The organism is Streptomyces sp. WG5 (genome assembly GCF_049974565.1).
Taxonomy (GTDB): domain Bacteria; phylum Actinomycetota; class Actinomycetes; order Streptomycetales; family Streptomycetaceae; genus Streptomyces.
Genome location: NZ_JBNGGC010000014.1, coordinates 117,047 through 132,796, shown reverse-complemented (window position 1 = coordinate 132,796; position 15,750 = coordinate 117,047). Strand labels below are relative to the sequence as shown.

Below are 15,750 nucleotides of genomic sequence, written 5' to 3'. Positions count from 1 at the left end.
CACGGTGGTGCCGAGGAGGTCCGCCCGGACGGTCTTGCCGCTGGGCGGGTAGCGGACGCAGTCCCGGTGGGTCGGCGAGGGCGGTGACGAGGGTCGGGCCGCGTCCGCCGGTGGGGAGGGGATCGGGCGCGGTGGCCGTGGGGCGGCGGGGTGCGGGTGGAGGTCTCCGCGGGCGTCGCCGACCTCGATGCGGAGGCGGTCGGCGGACGGGTCGAGGACGAGCGTGAGCCGGAAGCAGCGGCCGGGCAGGCGGCCGTGGAGTACGGCATCGGCGGCGAGTTCCGCGACGACGAGTTCGGCACGCTCGGTGGGGTTCTGGAGGCCAGCGGCCCCATTGCAGGACCGCGAAGAACATAACGGGGGGGGCGAGTGCCGCGCCCCGTACGGTGAGTAGGCGTACGGACGGGGGAGGCGGGCGGTAGGCCGGAGCCCCGCGACGCCGTGTGAGGAACGCGGGAGGGCGGCAGAGGGTTCCCGATGTCCCGGAGCTCTGGGCGGGGCGGGGGCGGGGACGCGGTCCGTGGAGGAGGGGGTGGCGAAGACCTCGTCGAGGGTGGTGGCGTCGACGGCGCGGTCGAACCAGAGATCCAGGAGCGGCATGTCCGTGCAGGTGGTGACGCGCCGCCGAGTCTCTTCCGTCAGCGAGAAGCCGCGGCGCTTCATCAGGCGCAGCAGCTGCTCGGCCTTTCCGGCCACGCGTCCTTCCTTGAGTCCTTCTTCCTGCCCTGCGAGGCGGGCGTCGCCCACGATGGTGCCTCGCCTCGGGGTGAAGAGGGTTTCCAACAGGTTCCTCCAGATTTTCCGGGCGTGTTCGCTGCCCAAGCCGTCCTCGATCAGTCCCGCCAGGTCGCCCCGCACTTCGCGGTCCGTGTCCTGGGCCAATGCCTCGCCCACTACCGGGGGCCTCGCCTGTTACGCGCGCTCAGCCGTCACCCGAGGGTGCCCAGACTGAAGAAGCGCGGTGACAAGGAACGGATCGGCGTCATCCATCGGTCAGCTGCTGGATGGCCTTGAGCGCCTGACCTGCTCCGTTCTCGGTCACCAGATGCTGCGCCGCTCTTGCGGCGGCTCGACTGTGTGCCTGCTGCTTCACTACGTGGTGAAGTGAGTCGGCGAGCCGTTCGGCGGTGAGGGACCGGAAGGGGATTGGGTCGGTGGCGGCGCCGATGGCGGCAAGTCGCCCCGCCCAGAACGGCTGGTCCGCGGTCACCGGTACGGTGACCGCGGGCACTCCCGCGCGCAACGCGGCGGCCGAGGTGCCGGCCCCGCCATGGTGGACCACCGCAGCCAGCCGTGGAAACAGCAGGGCGTGCGGTACGTCCCCGATGGTGAGCACGTCGTCCCTGTCGGCGGCGAGCCCGGCACTGCCGGCTTGGAGGATGCCGCGCAGCCCGGCGCGGCGCAGGGCTCGCACAGCGATCTCGCTCAGCCGTTCCCCGTCGCCGGACGCCATGCTCCCGAAGCCGATGAGGACGGGCCGGGGTCCGGCACGCAGGAAGTCCTCCAGGTCGGTAGGCAGCCGTTCGGTCGCATCGTGACGGGGCCACCAGTTGCCCACGACGTCCAGGCCAGAGCGCCAGTCGGAGGGACGGGGCACCAGGGCCGTGCTGAAGCCGTGCAAGATGGGCCAATTCGCTTGTCCCTGTCGTCGACGCATCTCGGAAGGGGAGGCCGGGGGCAGACGGAGGCGGTGGCGCAGCTTTGCGACTGCCTGTTCGTAGACGCGGTCGGCCATCCGCAGTGCGAAGCGTCCGGTTGCCCGGTTGGCGAGACGGCCCAGTGAGCGGGAGCCTGTGACGACGGGCGGGAAGTCGCCGGTCGGTGCGGTGGGTTGGAGGTACACGCCGAGGCTCGGTGTGCCCGTGGCCTCGGTGAGGTGCCAGCCGAGCGGAGCCGTGGTGGTCGACAGCAGGAGCAGGTCCGTGCCATCGTCCATCACGTCGGCGAAGCCCTGACCCAGTTCGGTGATGAACGCGGCAGCGGTGCGCATCAGTTCGCGTTTGCCTGTGACGCCGCCACGCACCCGTGTGTCGGCGGGGAGACTGCGGAATTCCAGCCCTGCGTCGCGTACGAGGGGCGCGAAGGTGTCTGTGGTGGCGAGGGCAACGTCGTACCCGGCCCGGCACAGTTCGGCGCCCAGACCCGTATAGGGCACGACGTCGCCGCGCGATCCGGCCGCGGCGATCAGGATCCTCATCGGTCCTCCTCGGAATCGGTACGGCCACCTGCGTGGCGGGCCGCGTTGGCGTGAACCGCCTTGCACGTATAGGCGGCCAGGCCCGGGCGCTGCTGCGACGGCGGTATGACCAGAGCGAATGCGCGCGGGTCGGCGACGAAGTCCTCCGCGATGCGCCGGTGCATGTCGGGCGGGCAGGAGGTGAACCATCGTGAGATGTGCAAGCGGTGCTCCTCGGCGAGGTCCATAGCCCGTTTGCCGTTGCTCAGCTCCCCCTCGTCGAAGGCCGCGAGCAGCTCCGCGCGCCAGGCGGCGGCCTCGCCCATGAGCTGGCGCCAGTCCTCCTTGGTGTGAGCAGCCGCGCGCGCCATCGCCTCGCGCTGTCCCTCCGAGTGCGCCCACTTCAGTTCTGCCTCGGTGGCATAGCTCAGGTCGAAGGTGATCTCACCGAAAACCTCGAAGCGTTCCTGAGGAGTCAGGGACATGGACACCCCGGTCTTCTGGACCTCTATCGCCCGTTCCGCCACCTCGGCCAGCCGCTGCAGCCTGGCGATCTCCTCACTCAGCTGCCGCTGCCGGGCCCGGAGCCGCTCCAAGGGGTTCACCTGCGGATCCTTGAAGATCACGGCGATCTCGTCGAGAGGGAAGCCGAGCTCACGGTAGAAGAGGATCTGCTGGAGTCGGACCAGGTCAGCCTCACTGTAGAGCCGGTATCCGGCGTGGCTGCGGTCACTGGGCGAGAGCAGCCCCGCCTTGTCGTAGTGATGCAGTGTCCGCACCGTCACGCCGGCGAAGGCCGAGACCTGCCCCACGGAGTAGCTCATCCACCTGCCCTTTCGTCGGCATACAGCCTCAAGCCTGACGTAAGGGGAGGGTCAACTCGCGCTCGCTGAGCCTCGGAGGTGACGACGGAGAGTACTCACCGGTCCGCGAGCTACGGCCCAGTGAGCTTTCAGGGTGGCCACCGCGCTGCGGCCTCACCCCCACCCAGCAGACCGCGAACCGGGCGTTGGCCCGGACCCACGCCTCGGTCGAGCGCGACATTACCCGCCTCAAGTCCTGGAGGATCTTCCGTCACGCCCGCTGCAGCCCGAACCGCATGACGTCAATTGCCAAAGCCGTACTCACCCTGGAGCGGCACCGCTGAAGAACCTCAGTGAACGACGCCCTTGACCTGCAGAAAGCAGGCAGGGAGCCGTCTTCCAGGAGTCCGAAGTGCTGCGTACTCTCTTCAAGTCCAAGATCTGGCGTCTCGGCTTTTTGCGGGTCAGAGGCTTGATGGCCCCGCTCGGGGCAGCAAACGGTCAGCATCGGGCGCGGGAGCGTCCCAGCTTGCTGACCAGGTGGTCGTCATGATGGGGAGTCCGTATCCGCCATGCCGCCGCCTTCCGGCAGCGACACTGGATGCATGGACACGACGACCACCGCGCCCCGCGCCGAGGTGCTGCGGGACCGCTGTCGCAGCCGACTGCCCGAGCGCTCGCAGGAGCTGGCCGGCCCCGTCGAGGGCGACGTGGACCTGCCGCTCCACATCGTCTGGTCCGGGCGGACGAGCTACAGCCTGGACCGTCCGAAGTCCCGCATGACGCTCTACCGGACCGTCCTCGCCGAAGGACTGAGCGAGGACCTGGTGGCCCTCCTGCACCACCGGCTGCTCACCGAGCAGTGGCCCGTGCTGCGGCGCTTGATCAGCCCCTACATCCGCGAGGTCTGGGAGGACGCCTTACCCGAGCTGCTCCGCACTGCTCGGGCCGGCACGACCGCCGCGTGAAGCTCACTCCGCTCCACGAGCGTCTCCTCGCCGGCGTCATCGATTCTGCAGGCATCCGGAGATTACTCGCGCATGACAAGCGCGTAAGGAGTGCGGGCGCTCTTTCGCCGCCCGGGCCGCTCACCGCCATCCGCCGGCGGGCGTCTCTCAGGGCAGCGGCGCGCCCCGCGCGGCGACCCACAGCTCGTACCACTCCTCACGGGACAGGTCGGGCGCCCGGTGCACCGCGTCACGGCAGGCCAGAATGCGCCCGGGCCGGGTGGTGCCCACGACCGGGACGACAGCGGCCGGATGGCGCTGGAGCCACCACAGCAGGACGGTTTCGGGGGTCGTCCCCTTGCGGAGCGCCAGGTCCGCGACCAGCCGGGCGGCCGGGGAGTCCGCCCCGCTCGTGAAGCGGCCCCGCGCCAGCGCCCCCCAGGCCTGCACCTGGATGCCGTGGGTCACGCAGTGCTCCACGGTCCCGTGCGGGAAACCGCCCGCCGCCCCGTCCGGAATGTTCAGCAGGACGCCCGACTCCACCCACGCGCGCCGGGCCAGGCTCATCTCCAACTGGTCGACCACCAGCGGCACATCCAGATGCTTCTGCAGGAAGGCGATTTGCGCGGCGCTCATGTTGGACACCCCGAACTGCCGCACCATCCCCTGCCCGCACAGGGTGCGGAAGGCCTCAGCGATCTGCTCGGGGCGGGCCAGCGGGTCGGGCCGGTGCAGGAGCAGGACGTCGATGACGTCGGTGCGCAGCCGCGTGAGACTCTCCTCGACTCGCCGGAGGATCGTGCGCCCGCTCAGGTCGTAGGAGCCCACGCGGTCTCCGTCCGGCAGGGTGATGCCGCACTTGGTCTGCACGAGGATGCGCTCACGCAGCCCGGAGGACCGCGCCAGGATCTCCCCGAAGACCTCCTCCGACTTGCCGTGTCGGTAGATGTCGGCGTGGTCGAACGCCGTGATGCCCGCCTCCAGCGCGGCCTCGACGGCCGCTTCGGCGTGGCCGAGATCCGCCGCCGTCCACCGCTGCCGGTCCCAGCCCCCTCCCAGTCCCATGCAGCCGTACAGCAGCCGGACATCGCGTACGTCCGTGTGCGGGGTCGTCATGTGCCGTCGTCCTCTCGTGGGGTCGGCCCGGGCCGGGACGCCCCGGTCCCGTGGGCCTGTCGTTCGTCGCGGGCGGCCCTGATCCGCGCGGCCGGCGCACCTCGGTGCGGGGACGCCTCGGCCGGGTGCCGTCCGCTGCCGTCGTGGTGCCGCGTCGTCTCAGCGCCCGCCCGCCTCGGCCCGTATCGCGTCCGCCAGGAGTTCGGCTACGGCGAGGACCGGCAACTGGGTGTTGGCCGCCGGCACCGTCGGCAGCACGGAGGCGTCGGCGACCCGCAGGTTGGACAACCCGTGCACCCGGCCCGTCCCGTCGACCACGGCGTACGGATCGTCCGCGGGCCCCATGGCGCAGGTCCCCACCGGGTGCCAGTAGGTGCCCGTGCGGGCCCTGATCTCCTCGTCGGTGAGAGCGGCGGGGCGGCTGCCGAGCGGCTGGACCAGCTTCCCGAGCGCGGCCGTCGCCGCCATCCCGGCGACGAGGCCGAGCCCCCACCGGACCACGGCCAGGTCGTGGCCCTCCGGGTCCGAGAAGAACCCGGGTCGGATGTCGAGAGCCTCGGTGGGGTCTGCCGAGCGCAGGGCGACCCGGCCCCGGGAGGCCGGTTTCATGAGGAAGGAGGAGATACCCGCCTCGTACCGGCCCGGCGGCAGGCTGCCGAAGAGCGGAGGGCCCGCCACGGGGAGGATGTGCAGGTCCCAGGAGCCGGGCGGGCACCGGTCGCTGGCGGCCCTGACCAGCATGCGGCTGACGTAGAGGTCGCCCGCCGCCTCCTTGCCGGCCAGCGCGGCCTCGAGTGCCTCGGTGGGTGCCAGCGGTACGAACACACCCGGCTGGTCCGACAGGTTGGCTCCGACGCCGCGCAGCTCGACCTCGGGCCGGATGCCGTGTCCCCGCAGGTGGTCCGCCGGCCCGAGGCCACTGCGCAGGAGCACGGCGGGAGACCCGTACGTCCCGCACGCGACGATGTAGTCGTCGGCGGCCAGGGTGGTCCGCTCCCCGCCGCGGACGATGTCGGCGCCCCGCACCCGGCCGCGCACGACGTGCAGCCGGTCGACGAGGGCCGCGTCGACGATCGTCAGATTCGGGCGCTCCCGCACCGGGTCGAGGTAGGCGAACGCCGCGTTCCAGCGCAGACCGTCGAAGGAGTTGATGAGCGGAGTGCCGTAACCGGGGGCGCCCGAGGTGCCCATGTCGACCGGCGGGTAGCCGAGTTCGCCGGCCGCGTCGAGTGCTGCGCTGCTCCAGACGGAGAACTCGCTCTCCGGAACCGGCCGCAGCCCCATGTGGTCCACCGCGGCCCGGCGGAAGGGTTCCATGGCCCGTGCCGACCACCGCTCGCCCCCCGCCCGTTCCCAGTCCGTGTGGTCCGCGTGGGCGCCCCAGGTGTTCCAGCACCCGTTGACGCACGAGGAGCCGCCGATGATCCGGGCCCGGATGCGGTGCGCGGCCGCGCGCCGCTCCCACACGTGGTCGCGCGGCAGACTCCGCGCGTCGAGCACTGTGCGCGGCCATCCGCCGCCCTGCGGCCCGTAGTCCCGGCCGGCCTCGACCAGACAGACCGACCGGTCCGGATCCTCGCTCAGCCGGGCGGCGAGTACGCACCCGGCCGCACCTCCGCCGAGTACGACGACGTCGTAGCTCTTCACCGATCCTGTACGTGACATACGTCTGCTCCACCATCTCGCCGCCGGACGGCGGCGGTCGTACGAACCGGGCGGCGGCGGTCCGCCGCCCGGGCGGGGGGTGAGGCGCGCGGCCGCACGGTGTGCGGGGGCCGCGCGCGGGCCGGGTGTCCCGGCACGCTGTCGGACGTGCGGTCACCGGCGTTGCCGGGCGGGGTGTTCAGCGTGCCGTCGTGAACGCCGGGGCCAGGTACCGGGCGCCCTCCCGCACGCCCCGGACGGTGATCGCCCCGGTGGCCGGCAACCGGGTGAGACGGGAGCCGGTCAGGCACGCGTTCTCCGGCCGGGAGGCGTACCGCGTGGCCGCCCGCGGCACCGGCACGACCAGGCGCGCGGGCGCCCCCAGCGTCTCGGCGACGACCGAGGCCCACACGGCACGGCTCACGCGGTCCGGCCCGCCCAGATGGAGGACCGGCGGCAGGGGCGCGCCGGCGCCCAGCAGAGCCGCCGTCACCTCCGCGACGTCGTCCACCAGCACCGGGGTCGTCCACTGGTCCCGCGGCACCCTGACCTGCTCGCCGTGCCGCAGCCGGTGCGCGCACGCGGCGAAGAAGTTGAGCCATTTGCCGGCGTCCGCGGGCTCGTGCCCGTAGACCAGGCTGACCCGCAGCACCACCGCGTCCGCCGCCGCGTCGAGCACGGTCCGTTCCGCCTGCAGTTTCGCGCGGCCGTAGGCGTTGGCCGGGGAGACCGGGGCGTCCTCGGGGTTGTCGGGCCGGGATCCGTCGAAGACGTTGTCGGTGGAGATCATCAGCAGCCTCGCGTCCCCGGCCAGCGCGGCGAAGTGGGCGGCCGCGGCGGTGTGCGCCGCGACGGCCAGGTCCGGGTGCTCCTCGCACCACGTGACGTCGGACGGGCCGTGCACGAGGACGATGCGCCGCGGGTCCAGCCGGGCCACGAGCCGGCCGCACGCCGCGGAATCGGTGGCGTCCAGGGCGTGCCACCGGAACCCCGGGAGGTCCGGAAGGTGCTCCGGGCGGTGACGCGAGGTGACGGTGACCGGCTCACCGGCCGCCGCCAGCCGGCGCGCGATGCCCATGCCGACGAAGCCGCTGCCGACGACGAGGGTGCCCCCGGCGCTCACCGGGCACCCGCCGGGGACGGCCGGGACATCCGGTCGGCCAGCAGTCTGCCGGCACCGATCAGGCCGTGGTCGTCGTCCGGTGCGCCGAGCGACACCATGGCGTCGACCGCGTCCGCGTCCAGACCGAAACACCCCAGTCTCACCAACTCGCCCACCAGCAGCTCCCGGTAGCGTTCGCCGACCGCCAGTGCGAAGCCGCCCATCACGATGTACCGGCACACCCCGACAGAGGTGAAGACGGCCCCGATCGCCTGCGCGAGATGCGTGAGGGTGCCGCGCAGCACCTGCGTGGTGAACTCGTCGCCCTCCCGCACCGCGGCCGCGACGGCCGGGTTGTCGATGCCGGGCACGCGGCCGCCGCAGCGCGCGGCCAGCCGGGACCGGGCGAAACCGGCCGGGTCGGCGTCCGCCGCACGGCGGACCGCGGCGAGGACCCCCCGCCCGGAGGCGACGGCACCGAGATGGCCGCGCGCACCGCAGTCGCACAGCGGCGCCCCCGGGGACGGATCGCACACCCAGTGCCCGAGTTCGCCCCCGTGCCCGTCCGCGTCCAGCAGCACTTCCCCGCCCCGGAACACCTTGTTGCCGATGCCGGAACTGACGGTGATCAGACAGAACGGCTCGGTCTCGGTCGCCGCGTAGCGCCAGGCGGCGGCGGTCAGGTCGTTGACCACCACGACCGGTACGCCGGTCCGCTCCGTCAGGAGCTGCCCCAGCGGCAGCGGGTCACCGCGCCGCCCCCACACCGTGGGAGCGGCCAGCACCAGACCGCCGGCGGAGATCGGCCCGGCGAAGGCCACGCCGACGGCGCGCGGCGCCGTCCCCGCGGTGTGCCGGCCGACCTCGTGGACGATCTGGTCCACGACGCGGCGCTGCAGACCGGCCACCGAGTCCTCCGGATGACGGGCCATGCCCTCGACCGGCACCCGGCGCACGCGGGAGACGGCAGCCGTCACCGGGTCGTAGCTCCCGGTCCGCAGCGTCGTGCCTCCGACGTCGAGCACGGTGAAGACGTCGTGGGGCCGCCAGGAGTCCGCGCGGTGCGCCGGACCGGCGGAGCGACGGTCAGACCGCGGGATGGTCACGGAGCTCCTCCTCGAAGACCAGAAGCCACAGATCGGCGGCCGAGTCGTTGACGAGGCCGTGCTCGCCGTACGGGCGGTTGACGACGACGTCCCCGGCGCCGACGCGGAACTCGGCTCCGTCCCGGTACATCAGCCCGCTGCCGCTGAGCACGACGTACGTCTCACGGTCCAGGGCGTGCCGATGGCGCCCTATGGACGTGCCGGGCGGCAGCACGGCGATGTCGACGAACTCCGCGCCCACGCCGCCTTCGGCGCGGGCGAACAGGCGGTGCGCGAGGATCGTGCCCAGCCCGCCGTGGTCGTGCTCCTTGCCGCGCAGGAGCGTGTCGAGGTTCACCACGTCGCGGGCGGTCACTCCGTGCCCCCGTCGCGCGCCAGCGCGTCCAGGGCGGCCCGCAGTACGTCGGCGGGCAGGTCCTCCAGCCGCTCCACGAAGTCCGCCTTGCCGATGCCGGTCGGCACGACGAGGTGCAGCTTGCGTCCCCGTCGCTGCCAGGAGGCGTGCAGGGCCCGCGTCATCAGCTCCGGCGTGCAGGTGGCCGGGTCGAACACGGGGAGGCCGATGCGGCGCAGCAGCGTCACCACGCGCGCGCAGCTCTCTGCGTCGACGAGCCCCAGCAGCCGGGCCACATGTGCCGACAGGGCCATGTCGACGGCGACCGCCTCGCCGTGTTCCAGGCGGTGGCCGCCGGCCGTCTCGATCACCGGGCTGAAGGTGTGCCCGAAGTCGACGAGCCGGGCGAGGTCGTGCTCGCGGAGGTTGGGGCAGAGCTCCTCCATCATCAGCCGCATCGAGGTGCGCAGCACGTATGTCTCCAGCGCGCCGTCGGAGGAACGCAGGAAGGCGTCCGGGTGCTCCTCCAGCGCCCGGAAGAGGTCGGAGTCGAGGATCACGGCCATCTTCACGATCTCCGCGAGGCCGCAGCGGATCTCCCGGGCCGGCAGGGTGGCCAGCAGGGCCGGGTCGTTGAGCGAGGCGTGCGCGGGGTGGTAGGCGCCGAACATGTTCTTGGAGTCCAGGGCGTTGACGCCGGTCTTCACCCCGACGCCCACGTCCACCTGTCCCACCAGGGTGGTGTTGACCTTGATGTAGCGGATGCCGCGGGCGTACATCGAGGCCGCGAAGCCCACGACGTCCGCGACGATCCCGCCGCCCACGGCGAGCATCACCCCGTGCCGGTCCAGGCCGGATGCCTTGGCGACGGCGCACACCCGCTCCACCGACGCGAGGGTCTTGTTCCGTTCACCGCTGTCGATGGTGTGGACGCTCCAGCTGCCCGGCTCCAGCCGGGCGTCGAGGTAGGCGCGCAGCCGGTCGCCGTAGAGACGGTCCACCGTGGGGCCGGCGAAGGCCACCACACGCCGTCCCGCCACATAGCCCGCGAGGAGCGGGTTGCGGGGGTCGAACACCCCGTCGGTGACGTCCACACGGTAGCGTGTGCCGTCCGGCGCCAGCAGGTCGAAGCCTCCGGAGTCCTCGCGGACCCCCTCGAGCCGGTCAAGGGCCTGGCCTGACATCTCTCTCCTCGGTCTTCGTTCCATGCGGTTCACCGTCGGCGAACACGCGGGCGACGGCCTGTACACGGGGATGGCCGGGCAGGTCCTCCAAGGGCACCGGCCGGCCCTGCCCGTCCGCCACCGGCAGCCTCCAGTTGGGGTGCACGTCAGCGGTACCGGGCAGGTTCTGGGGCCTGCGGTCGCCGGTGGCGTCCGGCAGCCAGACCCCGAGCAGGGTGGACGGGGTGCGGGTCAGGAAACGGTGCAGGGCGACCAGCTCGCCGTCGGCGTCGGGCAGCAGGCCCTGCCGGCGCAGTTCCGCCAGCCAGCCGTCCCGCTCGGCCGCCGCCTGCGCCTTCTCCTCCGGTTCCGGGCGGGTCAGCAGCCCCAGCCGGGCCCGCAGGTCGACGTGTTCGCCGCTCAGCCATGCGGTGGTCGTCGGCAGGTCGTGGGTGGTCAGCGTGGCCAGGCAGTTCCTGCGCCACCGCCGCGGCGGCAGCGGACCGTGCCGTCCCTCGGAACCGCCCAGGTACTCGAAGCGCTGCACCGACGTGCCGAGCACGCCGCGCGCGGCCAGCTCCTCGCGGACACCGCGCTCCACCGTGCCGAGGTCCTCGCCGATCACCGCCACCCCGGCCCGGTGGGCCTCCAGGAGCAGCACACCGAGCATGGCCTCGGCGTCGTAGCGGACGTAGGTCCCCTCGGACGGGGGCCGGCCCTCGGGCACCCACCACAACCGGAACAGCCCCATGACGTGGTCGACCCGCAGGGCCCCCGCGTGCCGCATGCCGGCGCGCAGCAGCCCGGCCAGCGGCCGGTACCCCTCGGCGGCCAGCGCGTCCGGCCGCCAGGGCGGCTGGCCCCAGTCCTGACCGAGCGGATTGAAGTCGTCCGGTGGGGCCCCGACGCTCATCCCGCCGGCCAGGCAGTGCTGCAGCGTCCAGGCGTCGGCTCCCTCGGGGGCGACGCCCACCGCCAGGTCGTGCACCAGGCCGATGTCCATGCCCGCGTCCTTCGCCACGCGCTGCGCGGCGGCGAGCTGCTCGTCGGTGATCCACGCCAGCCAGCGGTGGAACGCGACGGCTTCCGCCAGCTCCTCGCGCGCCTCGGCCACCCGCGGCGACCGCGGGTCGCGCAACCCCTCGGGCCAGGACCGCCAGGCGCCGCCGTGCACCTCGGCCAGCGCGGACCAGGTGGCGAAATCCGTCAGGTCCCCGCCCTCGCGGGCGGTGAACGCCTCCAGAGCCGCACGGCGGCCGGGCGGGGCCGGCACCCGGTACACATGGCGCAGCGCCTCGAACTTGAGGGCGCGCACCACCTCCCGGTCGATCAGCGTCCCACCGCTCAGCACACGCTCGTTGAGGGCCCGCGCCCGGGCGGCGCAGGAGTCCACCGCGCGGCGGGCCTCCCGGTCCAGGTACCGGTACTCCGGCACCTCCTCCACCCGGACGTGCATCGGGTCCGCGAACCGCCGCGAACTCGGCCGGTACGGCGACGGATCGGGCAGCGGGCCCGGCTCCACCGCGTGCAGCGGCCCCAGCTGGACGAAGCCGGCGCCCAGCGCGCGGCCGGACCAGGAGGCCAGCTCCGCGAGGTCGGCCAGGTCGCCCATGCCCCAGGACCTGCGGGAGAGCACCGAGTACAGCTGGACCAGGAAGCCCCAGCCGCGCCGCTCGGGCACGGGGATGCGCTCGGGCACCGACAGCAGCGGAGCGGACGCCCGCCGCCGGCCCGCCACGGCGTGCAGGACGTGCGCGCCCGGCGGCAGCGGGTCCTCGGGAGCTTTCTCGCCACCGTCCTCCAGGGCGACGCGGGCCTCGGCGCCGGGCGGCAGCCGCAGCCCCGCGGCCGATCCGGCACGGACGACCACGCAGGGCGGAAGCAGCCTGTCCGCGTCCGCCGCGCGCCGGGCGGCCAGGGCCCGCCGGGCGGCGTCCGGGGTGCTCGCGTCCACGCCGCACGCGGCCAGGACCGCGACCAGGGTGTCCGCGGCGACGGTGACGCGGTCACCGCGGTCGGTGGCGTACTCGGTGCTCACGCCGTGCGCGCGGGCCAGGCCCCGCAGGGACGCGTCGAGTGCGGTGGGGCCGGTCATGGACGGCCCCCTTCCGGCGCGAAGAGGCGTTCGAGGACGGCGGCGACCCCGTCCTCGTCGTTGCCCGGGGCGACCTCGTCGGCCATGGCCCGCAGATCGTGGTGGGCATTGGCGACCGCCACGCCGTGAGCGGCCCAGGCCAGCAGCGGGATGTCGTTGGGCATGTCGCCGAAGGCGACGGTGTCGGCACCGGTGAAGCCCAGCAGTTCGGCGGCCCGGGCCACACCGGCGCCCTTGTCGGTGCCCGCGGGCAGGACCTCCACCATGCCCTTGACCGAGTGCACGACGGTCACCTCACCGTCCGTCAGCCGTTGCGCGACGGCGGCCAGCCGGTCCTCGTCGACGTGCGGGTGGTGCAGGATCAGCTTGTCGATGGGCGCCGCCCACAGCCGGCCCGGGTCGGTGGTCACGTCCCAGCCGTGGCGGACCCGTTCCCCGAAACCGGGGGTCACCTTGAACCGGCTCTCCGGCGGCGAGGTGACGACGCCGAGCTCGACCCGGCCCAGTTCGGCCTCGACCTTCGCGACGACGCCGCGGGCGAGATCACGGTCCAGGGACACCGAGGACAGCAGGCGGTCCGCGCCGGCGTCGTACAGTTGCGCGCCCTGGCCGCAGACGGCCAGCCCTCGGTAGCCGAGGGCGTTCAGGAGCTGCCTGCAGGCCACCGCGGGGCGTCCGGTGACCACCAGGTGGTGGGCGCCGGAGGCGGCGACCCGTTCCAGCGCTCGGCGGGTGCGCGCCGACACGGTCAGGTCGCTGCGCAGCAGCGTACCGTCGAGATCGGTCGCCACCAGCCGGAACGCGGGTGCGCGGGTCGGCACGGTGTCCCAGACCACCCGGCCGGAGCGCAGGGTCACCAGGGCGACGGCGTGACCTCCGACGGGCGGTCCGTCCAGTGTCCCCGTGAACACGCCGTCGCCGCCGGCGGCGAGCGGCCGCAGCACGGCACCGCCGGCGGCGGGAGCCGGCTCGTCGGAGGCGAGGACCTCGGTGACCGACTCCAGCGGGGGGCGCGGAGCGCCGGCTTCCCGCGCTTCACCGTCCGCGGCAGTCGTGTCCGCGGCGGCTGCGTCCGTGGAGGGGACGTCCGCGGAGTCCGCGTCCAGGGCAGCCACGTCCGAGCGGGCCGTGCCGGCGGCAGTCGTGTCCGCGACAGCCGTGACCACGGGTGCCGCGGACACGGTGGCGGTGCTCGGGGCCTGGACAGCGGGTGCGGTGGGGGTGGCGGCCGTCAGGGCCCGGCCGGGGGCCGTGCCCGTCGTCGCGGATGCCTCGACCACCAGCTCGACCCGTTCCGCCTCGGCGTGCGCGTACCGCACGTGCCACGTGCCGTCCGGAGCGGCGGTGAGCCGGAAGCGGTCCGCCTGCCGGGCCCACAGGTCCGGTCGGCCCGCCCGCCGGGCCAGTTCGGCACAGCGGGTGAAGTCCCCCCGGCGGTGGGCCGAGGTGAACAACCGCTCCCAGTCGTCCGCTCCGAGTTCGTCGACGCCGCACCCGAGAACGCGGGCGAGGGCGGTGGCGTCACCGCGTTCCGTCGCCGCCCGCGCGATCAGCTCACGATGCTCGGTGTGGGCGGCGGGCGGCAGCGCCTCCAGCCAGCCCCGTTCGACCAGTTCGCGGGCCGGCGGCTGCGCGCGCTCGCCGCGCAGCAGACGTGCGTAGGCGGCCAGACGCAGGTCCGCGCTGCGGGCCCAGGTGAACGAGCGGCCCAGGCGCCGGGCGTTGCCCGAGAGCCGGGCGTAGGTGCCGGGTGCCGTGCGGAAGAGCGTCACGGCCTCGCGTATTCGCCCGGCGAGGGCCCGGGCCAGCCCCGGGTCGTCGTCGCGGAAGGAACCGGGCACGGAGAAGCCCGTCGCTTCCGGGTCGTCGAGGGGCCGCCCGTGCCCGAAGTGGGAGGTCACCCGCTGGGCGGTGGCGATCGGCACCGCCCCGCAGGCCATCGCCTCGGCCTGGGCGATGAGGAAACCGTCCAGTTCGAACTTGGACGGATACACGCAGAAGTCGGCGCTCGCCGCCTGCTCGAACAACGTGTCCTCGTCGGCGAGCCGCCACTCCAGGCGGAGTTGTCCTGGAAAGCGGTCGGCGAGCCGCTGGAACGCGGCGTTCGCGACCGCCGCCGGCGCGTCACCGCCGCCTCCGGTCGAGCAGCGGATCACGAAACCCACCTCCGGATCTCCGGCCAGCACCTCCTCCACGGCCCGCATCAGCTCCAGCTGGCCCTTGTGGTGCACCGCGTAGCGGGCGGCGTGGTAGAAGACCGGACCGGTGCCCGTCAGACCGAGCGACCGGCGCACCGCGGCCCGGTCCACGGCCTCCGGGTCGCGCGCCAGCCAGCTGTCCGCGATGCCGCAGCCGCCGGCCAGCAGCCGGTCCGGCCGTTCCCGCAGCCGCCGCGCCACGGGCAGCGACCGGAACAGGGCTTCGAACGGCGTGTCCTGCCAGGTGACGTAGTGGTCGCGCTGACCGGGGGACACGAAGTCGATCAGATCCGCGCGGTCGGCGATCAGCGGGAACACACCCACGTGGTCCGGCCCGTACTCGACGTGCATACGGGTGCCGGCCAGCGCCCGGGCCATGGTGGCCAGGGGGGAGTCCTCGGCGGGCGGTGGCCCGTCCAGGGCGTCGAGGTCCGGTCCGCGGACCCCGAAGAGCTCCAGCAGCCGTTCCACCTGCGGCCGGTACACCTTCTGCGTGACGGGGGCGTTCGCGGCGACCGTGCTCACCGTCCGGTACCGGTCGTCGTCGGCGAGGACCGCGGGCAGCAGGTAGTGGTAGTAGGGCTCGAAGCCGTGCACGACCGCCGGGCCGTCCGCCAGGTGGCGCTGGACGAAGCGCAGGCCGCCGACCTGGAAGACCAGCGGCTTGAGGTACGCAAGGTCCCGGCCCTCGAGGGCCGGAGGCGGGTAGAGCCGGTCCGGCAGCAGGTCCAGGAAGGCGTCGGACAGCAGATAGACGTCCACGCCGTCCAGGCGTAACAGGTGGGCGCGGGTGTCGAGGGCGAGACCGGTCTCGGCGGGCCGGCCGGGCCACGCCTTGGGGTCGAGCACCAGCGGCACCGTGTGCTCGTCGCGGTAGTCGAGATCCCGGACGTCGAACCGCTCCCGCAGGGCCTGAAGGTGACCGTGCGCGGGTGTGACCAGCGAGACGCGGTGGCCGCGTGCGGCGTACTCACGGGACAGGTTCCACACGAGCGGGGACAGCCCGCCGCGCATCAGCCGGTTGTCGAAGCCGCCGCACTCGAAGGAGAAGGTGACGATGTGCACG

Annotated in this window: 12 protein-coding genes and 1 pseudogene; 3 read left to right on the top strand and 10 right to left on the bottom strand. The window is 73.5% G+C overall.

The annotated features are described in order from the left end of the window. Positions 1-156 precede the first annotated feature (156 nt). On the top strand, positions 157-357 hold the full coding sequence (locus ACP4IX_RS17285) for a hypothetical protein (protein ID WP_426522724.1): 201 nt from the start codon (positions 157-159) through the stop codon (positions 355-357). Positions 358-982: 625 nt separating this feature from the next. On the opposite strand, the gene ACP4IX_RS17280 is transcribed toward ACP4IX_RS17285, so the two are convergent. Next, positions 983-2,197: a glycosyltransferase gene (locus tag ACP4IX_RS17280; protein WP_426556015.1), complete on the bottom strand. Its 1,215-nt coding sequence runs from the start codon at positions 2,195-2,197 to the stop codon at positions 983-985. Beyond that, positions 2,194-3,000, bottom strand: a complete 807-nt coding sequence (locus ACP4IX_RS17275; protein WP_426556014.1) for a MerR family transcriptional regulator — start codon at positions 2,998-3,000, stop codon at positions 2,194-2,196. The genes ACP4IX_RS17280 and ACP4IX_RS17275 overlap by 4 nt, the downstream gene beginning before the upstream one ends. A 140-nt stretch (positions 3,001-3,140) precedes the next feature. Between ACP4IX_RS17275 and ACP4IX_RS17270 the strand changes: the two are divergent. Further along, positions 3,141-3,323 (top strand): annotated as a pseudogene (locus ACP4IX_RS17270) (transposase family protein); the annotation flags it as partial. 261 nt (positions 3,324-3,584) lie between these two features. Continuing rightward, the gene (locus tag ACP4IX_RS17265; RefSeq protein WP_426556013.1) at positions 3,585-3,947 is read left to right on the top strand and encodes a hypothetical protein; all 363 of its coding nucleotides are present in this window, start codon (positions 3,585-3,587) and stop codon (positions 3,945-3,947) included. 147 nt (positions 3,948-4,094) lie between these two features. Here the strand turns inward: ACP4IX_RS17265 and ACP4IX_RS17260 are convergent, their stop codons facing one another. From ACP4IX_RS17260 to ACP4IX_RS17225, 8 genes are all read right to left on the bottom strand, one after another. Then, entirely contained in the window at positions 4,095-5,042 is a 948-nt protein-coding gene (locus ACP4IX_RS17260; protein ID WP_426522720.1) for an aldo/keto reductase, read from the bottom strand. A gap of 159 nt (positions 5,043-5,201) precedes the next feature. Continuing rightward, a complete protein-coding gene (locus ACP4IX_RS17255; RefSeq protein ID WP_426556012.1) occupies positions 5,202-6,707 on the bottom strand; it encodes a GMC family oxidoreductase in 1,506 nt (501 codons plus the stop codon). A gap of 178 nt (positions 6,708-6,885) precedes the next feature. Beyond that, positions 6,886-7,809 (bottom strand): SDR family oxidoreductase, encoded by a 924-nt coding sequence (locus ACP4IX_RS17250; RefSeq protein WP_426556011.1) that lies wholly within the window; start codon positions 7,807-7,809, stop codon positions 6,886-6,888. Beyond that, a complete protein-coding gene (locus ACP4IX_RS17245; RefSeq protein WP_426522717.1) occupies positions 7,806-8,894 on the bottom strand; it encodes an ROK family protein in 1,089 nt (362 codons plus the stop codon). Before ACP4IX_RS17245 ends, ACP4IX_RS17250 begins: the two co-directional genes overlap by 4 nt. Continuing rightward, positions 8,875-9,249 carry a cupin domain-containing protein gene (locus ACP4IX_RS17240; protein WP_077796411.1) on the bottom strand — a complete coding sequence of 125 codons (375 nt, stop codon included), beginning with the start codon at positions 9,247-9,249 and terminating at the stop codon, positions 8,875-8,877. The genes ACP4IX_RS17245 and ACP4IX_RS17240 overlap by 20 nt, the downstream gene beginning before the upstream one ends. After that, a complete protein-coding gene (locus tag ACP4IX_RS17235) occupies positions 9,246-10,412 on the bottom strand; it encodes a sedoheptulose 7-phosphate cyclase (RefSeq protein WP_426522716.1) in 1,167 nt (388 codons plus the stop codon). Before ACP4IX_RS17235 ends, ACP4IX_RS17240 begins: the two co-directional genes overlap by 4 nt. Continuing rightward, positions 10,393-12,486: a 4-alpha-glucanotransferase gene (malQ, locus tag ACP4IX_RS17230; RefSeq protein WP_426522715.1), complete on the bottom strand. Its 2,094-nt coding sequence runs from the start codon at positions 12,484-12,486 to the stop codon at positions 10,393-10,395. Before malQ ends, ACP4IX_RS17235 begins: the two co-directional genes overlap by 20 nt. After that, positions 12,483-15,749, bottom strand: a complete 3,267-nt coding sequence (locus ACP4IX_RS17225; protein WP_426522714.1) for an HAD-IIB family hydrolase — start codon at positions 15,747-15,749, stop codon at positions 12,483-12,485. Before ACP4IX_RS17225 ends, malQ begins: the two co-directional genes overlap by 4 nt. Position 15,750: the final 1 nt, after the last annotated feature.

Coding starts and splice junctions, on each gene's coding strand:
- ACP4IX_RS17260 (WP_426522720.1), bottom strand. CDS start 5,042: ATGACGACCCCGCACACGGACGTACGCGATGTCCGGCTGCTGTACGGC.
- ACP4IX_RS17235 (WP_426522716.1), bottom strand. CDS start 10,412: ATGTCAGGCCAGGCCCTTGACCGGCTCGAGGGGGTCCGCGAGGACTCC.
- ACP4IX_RS17280 (WP_426556015.1), bottom strand. CDS start 2,197: ATGAGGATCCTGATCGCCGCGGCCGGATCGCGCGGCGACGTCGTGCCC.
- ACP4IX_RS17275 (WP_426556014.1), bottom strand. CDS start 3,000: ATGAGCTACTCCGTGGGGCAGGTCTCGGCCTTCGCCGGCGTGACGGTG.
- ACP4IX_RS17265 (WP_426556013.1), top strand. CDS start 3,585: ATGGACACGACGACCACCGCGCCCCGCGCCGAGGTGCTGCGGGACCGC.
- ACP4IX_RS17255 (WP_426556012.1), bottom strand. CDS start 6,707: ATGTCACGTACAGGATCGGTGAAGAGCTACGACGTCGTCGTACTCGGC.
- malQ (WP_426522715.1), bottom strand. CDS start 12,486: ATGACCGGCCCCACCGCACTCGACGCGTCCCTGCGGGGCCTGGCCCGC.